Annotated in this window: 4 protein-coding genes and 2 pseudogenes; 1 reads left to right on the top strand and 5 read right to left on the bottom strand. The window is 43.9% G+C overall.

The genetic code is table 11. The features are described 5' to 3' along the window. The first annotated feature begins 113 nt into the window (after positions 1 to 113). On the top strand, positions 114 to 341 hold the full coding sequence (locus QUB52_RS28245) for an alpha/beta fold hydrolase (protein ID WP_265239492.1): 228 nt from the start codon (positions 114 to 116) through the stop codon (positions 339 to 341). Between the two features lie 121 nt (positions 342 to 462). On the opposite strand, the gene QUB52_RS28240 is transcribed toward QUB52_RS28245, so the two are convergent. The 5 genes and pseudogenes from QUB52_RS28240 to QUB52_RS28220 form a co-directional block, all read right to left on the bottom strand. Beyond that, positions 463 to 1,899, bottom strand: coding sequence for a PepSY-associated TM helix domain-containing protein (locus QUB52_RS28240; protein ID WP_332975574.1), 1,437 nt, complete (start codon positions 1,897 to 1,899; stop codon positions 463 to 465). 578 nt (positions 1,900 to 2,477) lie between these two features. Next, positions 2,478 to 5,813, bottom strand: a complete 3,336-nt coding sequence (locus tag QUB52_RS28235) for a non-ribosomal peptide synthetase (RefSeq protein ID WP_332975575.1) — start codon at positions 5,811 to 5,813, stop codon at positions 2,478 to 2,480. Beyond that, complete coding sequence (locus QUB52_RS28230; protein ID WP_332975576.1) at positions 5,762 to 5,989, bottom strand: hypothetical protein; 228 nt, start codon at positions 5,987 to 5,989, stop codon at positions 5,762 to 5,764. Before QUB52_RS28230 ends, QUB52_RS28235 begins: the two co-directional genes overlap by 52 nt. Before the next feature lie 206 nt (positions 5,990 to 6,195). Further along, positions 6,196 to 6,686: pseudogene (locus QUB52_RS28225) on the bottom strand (transposase); the annotation flags it as partial. A gap of 11 nt (positions 6,687 to 6,697) precedes the next feature. Beyond that, positions 6,698 to 7,009, bottom strand: a pseudogene (locus QUB52_RS28220) (IS66 family transposase); the annotation flags it as partial. Between the last annotated feature and the right edge of the window lie 78 nt (positions 7,010 to 7,087).

The raw sequence follows: 7,087 nt of genomic DNA, 5'->3' as shown, positions 1-7,087 counted from the left end.
GCTTCTAACAATGGTGAATTTATCTTAAAATATACTCATCACTGATGAACAGTGTTCAATAAGATGCGTTCCCCCTGGGTTCTCCCGGCGTTCTCGCTCGCGGTACGCTGGCAATGTTCCAATATGATGAAACAAAAACTTTGCGCTCAATTGACATTCCTGTGTTGGTAATATGTGGCGATTCAGATATTGCCACTACCCCCCCAACTAGCCTGCGAATGAAAGCAGAGTTACCTCAAGCAGAGCTAGTTACTATACAGAAAGGAAGACACATGGCATTAATGGAGCATAACCAGCAGTTTGCAGAAGCTGTCAGGGCATTCTGCACTGAAATTTCCTAACTAAAAAGGAAAATTGTAGCGAAAATGTTGGGGGGAGTGAAACGGAGGGTTCGTTCCCTTGAGGCCAAACCTACGCACTGATTCGGTCTAGTTCCTAGACCTCTTTGTCACCCTCCCACCTTTAACTGAAAATGCGCTTGATGGCAGGAATACGAGCCAACACGAAATAATCCAACAGCAGAACGGTGACGAGTGAAAGTCCTACAAGCGGGAAGGCAATCCCTAAAACAGCAACGATTGCGAGTGGCACTTTCCATCCCTGAACATGGGTGGGCATTGGAGGCGCACCGAGCCAACCCGTCCCTTTCGGACGACGCTGCCACCACATCACCGTACCACTGACTGAAAGCACAATCAAAATTAAGGCTGCAAACAACATCAGTAGTTGATTGCTCAATCCAAAATATTTGCCCATGTGAATGGAAATTCCCATTGATACGACTTTGGGTACTAACCCGTAATCCTTCCATCGCACATCTGCTAATACTTTGCCACTGTATTGATCGATGTGCAAAGTGACTTCTTGCGCCGGATTATTTGGAAATGCCGAAACCGTATACACACCCGTTTTGGATTCTGGAAAACTAACACTAAATCCAGGGGGTGCGCCTTTTGCTTGAGCTAAATTTACAACAGAATCTAGATTTACGGACGTATCAGCAAGAGTTCGCCCGATAACTTCGTTGTGTCCTGAATGATGCTCATCTCTAGGCGTACTCGATTTAGGAATTGGTAATTGCTCTACTGCCCAAGGCACAACTTGATTGCCCTGTTGATTGAGTGAGCCTGTGAGTGTTGTCGATTGAGGCACGTTATCCCACATTTGTGCAGGATAGTGACTCGACAAACGAGCGAAGGTATCTCCCCAAAAACCTGTCCAGGGTAGTCCACTAATGATGAGAAAGCCAATTAGCAATACGCCATAAAATCCCGAAACGGCGTGTAAGTCCCGCCAAAATACCCGCTTATTCTGGCTCCACACACGCGGAATTAATGTTCCTAAAAAATTTACTTTGCGGCGAGGCCACCATAAATATAATCCGGTAATTAGCAAAATCAGTCCCCAACAAGAAGCAAGCTCTACTAAATAATCTCCCAATTTTCCGATCATCAGTTCGCCGTGAATCTTGCGTGCGATCGCTTGGAGATTATTATTTTCATCGCGATCGCCTAAAATCTTAGCCGTATAAGGATTCACGAAAACGGCTAGTGTTCTTTGATCTTTAGTCGCGATCGTCACTTCAGCACTACGATTAGACGCAACGCTCGGCGTAAATTTTGTTACTTTGGCATCAGGATAAGTTCGTTGAACAACTGCCACCTGTTGAGTATAAGGCATCACCACATCCGCAGGCTGCACAAACATATTCTGGTGATACATTGCAGCATCTAATTGCGGTTTAAATAGGTAAATGATGCCTGTGATCGACAAAATCAGCATGAAAGGAATAACAAACAAGCCTGCATAGAAGTGCCATCGCCAAACGGTGCGATAAAAACGATTAATGGGAGGTTCAGCAACCAGTGAAGGGTTCAAAACGCTGTTCAATTTACTCATTGTCATTTGCTAAAATATCGAGAAAAGCCATTATGCTACACAAGTATGAACAATGTCAAAAGACAGGCTGTCAAACAGAGTTCCTGCTTCTGAAGTTTTTAGCCGTCAGTAATCCTGATGAAGATTTATTCAAGAGGGAAAGTAACTAAAGACCAGTATATTGCAATACCGTTCAGTTAAGGCTGCCTATCTTTATTTAGCATAAGTGGGCTAAGTCTTTACTCCATCAGGGTTTGAGGAGGGTTGTCATCCCCTCAGCGGTGATGCCATAGCTTTTAGTAGAGGATTCAGTCCCCAAATTAGCTCAACATTTGGATGCCAAAGATTAGATCTGTTGGAGTTCTATTCCTCTGGTTTCCTGTCGCCAATTTGATTGCACTTAGACACACACTTTTTGGGAGCATCTCATATTTGTAAAAACACTTATTATGGCTCCTTCCTTCTTCCTCTTTCCTCCTGCATCCTCCCTCCTGCCTCAAAACTTAGATTTCTAGCTTGGCTGCAAAAGTGAGATGCTCCCCACTTTTGGACGCCCATCCCACAAAACAATCAAAATCATCCCGCAATTATGTAAGGCCTTAAAATTCCACATCTTCTCGCTCATTTTCGTCGGTTCTGGGAGTATCCAAACCTTTCGCAGCCCAGCGCACTGTTTCAATGTATTTTGCTAGACTCGCCACAGTCGGAGCCTCAAACAAATTGCTGACAGGTAACTCGACTTGCAAAGCGTCTCGGATGCGAGAAATTAACTGAGTTGCTAGCAGGGAATGCCCGCCTAGTTCAAAGAAATTATCGTAGATACTAACCTGCTGTTTCCCCAAAACTTTAGCCCAAATTTTCCCCAGCACCTCTTCGATATCAGTCCGAGGCGCTACATAATTTTCTGTTATATCCTCGCTGTCTGTATCTATATCAGGCAAGGCGCGGCGGTCTACTTTACCATTAGGCGTCAGTGGCATATTTTCCAACACTGCATAAGTTGCAGGAACCATATATCCTGGTAATTTTTCTTTCAAAAAATGGCGCAATTCACTTGATTTTAGATGGGTAATTTCTAATTTTTTATTAAGGTCGTCAGGAATAACATAAGCTACCAAATGTTTATCGTCTGGGATGTCTTCTCTGACAATTACTACTGCTTCGCGCACTTGTGGATGCTGGCACAAAGCTGCTTCTATTTCTCCCAATTCGATGCGGTAGCCTCGAATTTTTACTTGATTGTCAAGGCGACCTAAAAACTCGATGTTGCCGTCAGCTAAATAGCGGCCTAAATCACCTGTTTTATAAAGACACGAACCAGGTTTATTGCTAAAAGGATTAGGAATGAATGCAGCAGCAGTTAAATCTGGCTGGTTGAGGTAGCCTTTCGCCAATCCGTCACCGCCGACGTACAATTGACCTATAACACCGATCGCCACCGGCTGCAATTCCGCATCTAGGAGATAAATCTGCGTATTGGCGAGAGGACTGCCGATGGGGAGAGATGTGGCGGTTTCCGGTACGTCTAGCACCTGATAATAAGCGGAAAATGTGGTATTTTCGGTAGGCCCGTAAACGTGAATTAATTTAGTAGTTTCCACCTGTTTTAAAACTTTTTTTACGCATCTAACATCCGCAATTTCGCCGCCAAATAGCAAGCAGCGCAGCGAATTAAAAGCTTCAGGTAAAATCCTAGCAACTTGCTGGAATAAGGCGGTAGTTAAAAACAAGATCGTGATATTTTGCTGGCGCAATTCTAATGCTAAATCGTGAGGCGAAAGGGTAAGGTTGGTGCTGAGTATCGCGAGTTGAGCGCCGTTGAGCAAGGCTCCCCAAATCTCGAATGTGGCTGCATCGAATGAAGAATTTGAAACTTGGGCAATTTTATCAGTAGGTTCTATTTTTATGTAGTTGGTGTTGAGTACAAGCCGATTTACTGATTTGTGGGTGACAGCAACTCCCTTGGGTTTTCCGGTGGAGCCTGATGTGTAAATGACGTAAGCTAGGTTATCTGCTGTGACTTTGTTGGTGAGATTTTCTGTACTTTCTTTGGCGATTTGTTCGGAATCGCAATTCAAGTTGATCACCGAATTCGAGAAGTATCGGAAATTTTCGCTCAATTTATCTTGAATTACCAAGACTTTAACTTCTGCATCTTCCAGCATCAAGTTTAGCCGATCGCGCGGATAGCTCGGATCTAACGGTAAATAAGCGCCTCCAGCCTTCAGTACAGCCAACATCCCCACAATTAGGTCGATCGAGCGATCGGCGCAAAGCCCCACCAAAACCTCCGCCCCCACGCCCTGTTTTTGTAAATAGCGCGCCAGTTGGTTGGCTTTGCTGTTGAGTTCTCTGTAAGTCAAATGCTGGCTGTCAAAACTTACGGCGACATCCTCCAAATGCTGCTCGACTTGCTCCTCAAATAACTGATGAATGCACTTATTTTGAGGATAATCTGTGCGAGTATCGTTCCATTCGATTAATAATTGATTCACTTCATCCTCGCTCAATAAAAGTAAGTTAGCGATGCTTTTTTCGGGATTGGCGACAATGCTTTCCAGCAGAGTTTTAAAATGTTTCAGCATCCGCGCGATCGTCACTTCATCAAATAAATCAGGATTGTACACAGCTACGCCTCTCAAGCCTTCCGAATATTCCCACTGTTCGCCGTATCTGCTGCGAAATTTGTCAGTAGCTTCCCACAAATGCAGCTCTAAATCAAAGCGGGTTGTTTGAGTTTCTAAATGAAAAGAACTCAACTTTAATTCTGGCAATTCTAGCTCGTCCACCGGCGCATTTTGCAGACCGAATACTACCTGAAATAGCGGGTGTCGATTCAACGATCGCTCTGGGTGCAATTCCTCTACGAGCTTCTCAAAAGGCAAATCTTGGTGAGCGTAAGCTCCCAGGGTCACTTCCCGCACCCTGCCCAAAAAATCTCGAAACGTCGGGTTTTCCGAGCAGTCTGTCCGCAGCACTAAAGTATTGACAAAAAACCCGATTAATGCTTCAATTTCGCTCAGGTTGCGATTGGCGATCGGCGAACCGACAACAATATCTGTTTGCTGCGAGTATCGGTAAAGCAAAGTTTGAAATGCAGCGAGCAATGTCATAAATAAAGTAGCTCCTTCTCGCTGAGAAAGCGCTAACAGTGCATCTTGGAGCTTTTTAGGTAGTTCTAAATATTGAGTTTTTCCTCGATAATTTTGCAGAGCTGGTGCAGGACGATCTGTCGGAAAATTTAACACCGAAATCCCGCGCAATTGCTGCCGCCAGTAGGCTAGCTGAGTTTCTAATACTTCTCCTTGCAGCCATTCGCGCTGCCATTCTGCAAAGTCGGCATATTGCAGCGATAATTCTGGCAGGGGAGATGGTTGTCGATTTATCAAAGCTGTATAGATAGCTTCTATTTCGCGAATTAGCACGCCGATCGACCAATCATCCGAGGCGATGTGGTGCATATTTAGCAACAGAATATGCTCGGTCTCCGTCAGCCGCAAAATGGTGACTCGCATCAGCGGCCCGGTGGATAAATTGAAAGGGCGAAGAGATTCGGCGGCGGTGAGTTTCTTGGCTTCAGTTTGCCGTTGTTCTGGCGGCAAATGTTGCAGTTCTAATATTTTAAAATTGAGCGGGAAAACTGGATAAATTATCTGCATTGGTTGACCTGATACCGCTGCAAAAGTGGTTCGCAATGTTTCGTGACGCTGCACTATTTCATTGAAGGTTTGCTCTAATGCTATTAAGTTGAGGAAACCAGTTAAGCGCAGTGCTGTTACTACATTGTAGAAAGGGTTTTCCGGGGCGAATTGGTCGAGAAACCACAAGCGCTGCTGGGCAAAGGATGCCGGAAAGACAAACACTTCGGCTCGGTCAGAAATATTCAGGTTTGGGCGATCGCTTGTAAAGGAATTGTCATAAATTTCGGAGGCCATATCTGTTGCCCTTGAGTAATGGGATGTGTTAGTTTTTTGATGGCGCGGGGTGGCTTCTTCAGGGTGCGATCGCCTCTTAAAACTTTGGCGAGCAAAAGATCGGAACTTTTAACATCATAAATCCGGGTGCAAGAGTGCGGGAGAAACTTAGGCCCAGAAACCGGGTTTCTGGCCATTTAAGGCTCAAATTATGCCTTTAGGGCAATACGGTTTACTTAACGCTGGAGAGGATTTAAGATAGTAAAAACCGGAGGATTCATTTTTAGGCCAGTACCTCTGTGTTTAACTTTTTTTGAGCGAAATTTTGAAACAGGTTTTTTTACCACTCTTGGGTTATTTCTCTGAACTCTTTTAGGTAAAGTGTTATCAAGTATCTCCCGACTTAACCAACTAAAAAAAAGGGAATTTCTTCTGGTTTTAATCTCTGAAATTTTGGAACAGCACGACGAATAACTCGTAATGTACCCGTGAAAGAAAGACTTAATGGGGAAATTTCTGCACTATGCGCTGTTTGACAAATTAATGACCGCACTGCCCAATGTCCTAATAATAGACCATAAATTTCTTGCACTACTTCTCTTGGTCTTTGAGAACGAATATGAGTTTTTCGTTCTAAGAGATGTACCTTGAGTTCATCAATTGTATTTTCGACTTCCCACCGTTGATGATATTCGGCAGCCCATAACTTGGCTGGGAATTTTTGACTATCCAATAAACTTGTAATCAAACGATATCTAATTTCTGCTGTTGGGTCGTTTAAGTTTTCAATCGTGTACTCGATTACTCTAATTTGTATGGGTTCAAATCCTTTTTTTTTAATTTGCCTGGGGGATTAATAAAAGTTAAGTAAGAACCATCTTCTAGTTGTGTTTCGTTGTAAGGATTCAGGTGTGAAAAATGGGAAGGAGATCAGGCATAGCCAAGTTACAAGAATGGGCAGAAATAGCCTCACGGAAAAAAGCCATTACTGAACGAGCTTGAAAACGACAGGTTTGAATCACACTGAGAAGATTAGCAGTTTCCTCAAATCGTTTCATCGAACGAGAGCCACCAGAAACTTTCCGCTTAGTTACAGCTAGCCGTAGGGAACGTTCTGCTAAATTATTATCCGGAGGAACCGAGGGGTCATTCAGAAAATACCACCATTGTTCTGCCTTATCCCGTAAGGATTTGAGTAACAAACCTGCGGCATGACCAACGGGTGCATCTCACTTTGGCAAATACATCAAATTGAAAGTTGACCGTTGAGATAAGCACAGCGAAGAGAAAGGATA

Source organism: Microcoleus sp. A6-C6 (assembly GCF_036705955.1).
In the GTDB taxonomy this organism is placed as follows: Bacteria; Cyanobacteriota; Cyanobacteriia; order Cyanobacteriales; family Microcoleaceae; genus Microcoleus.
The sequence above is the reverse complement of the archived record's forward strand: the minus strand, read 5'-3'. Positions and strand labels throughout refer to the sequence as shown.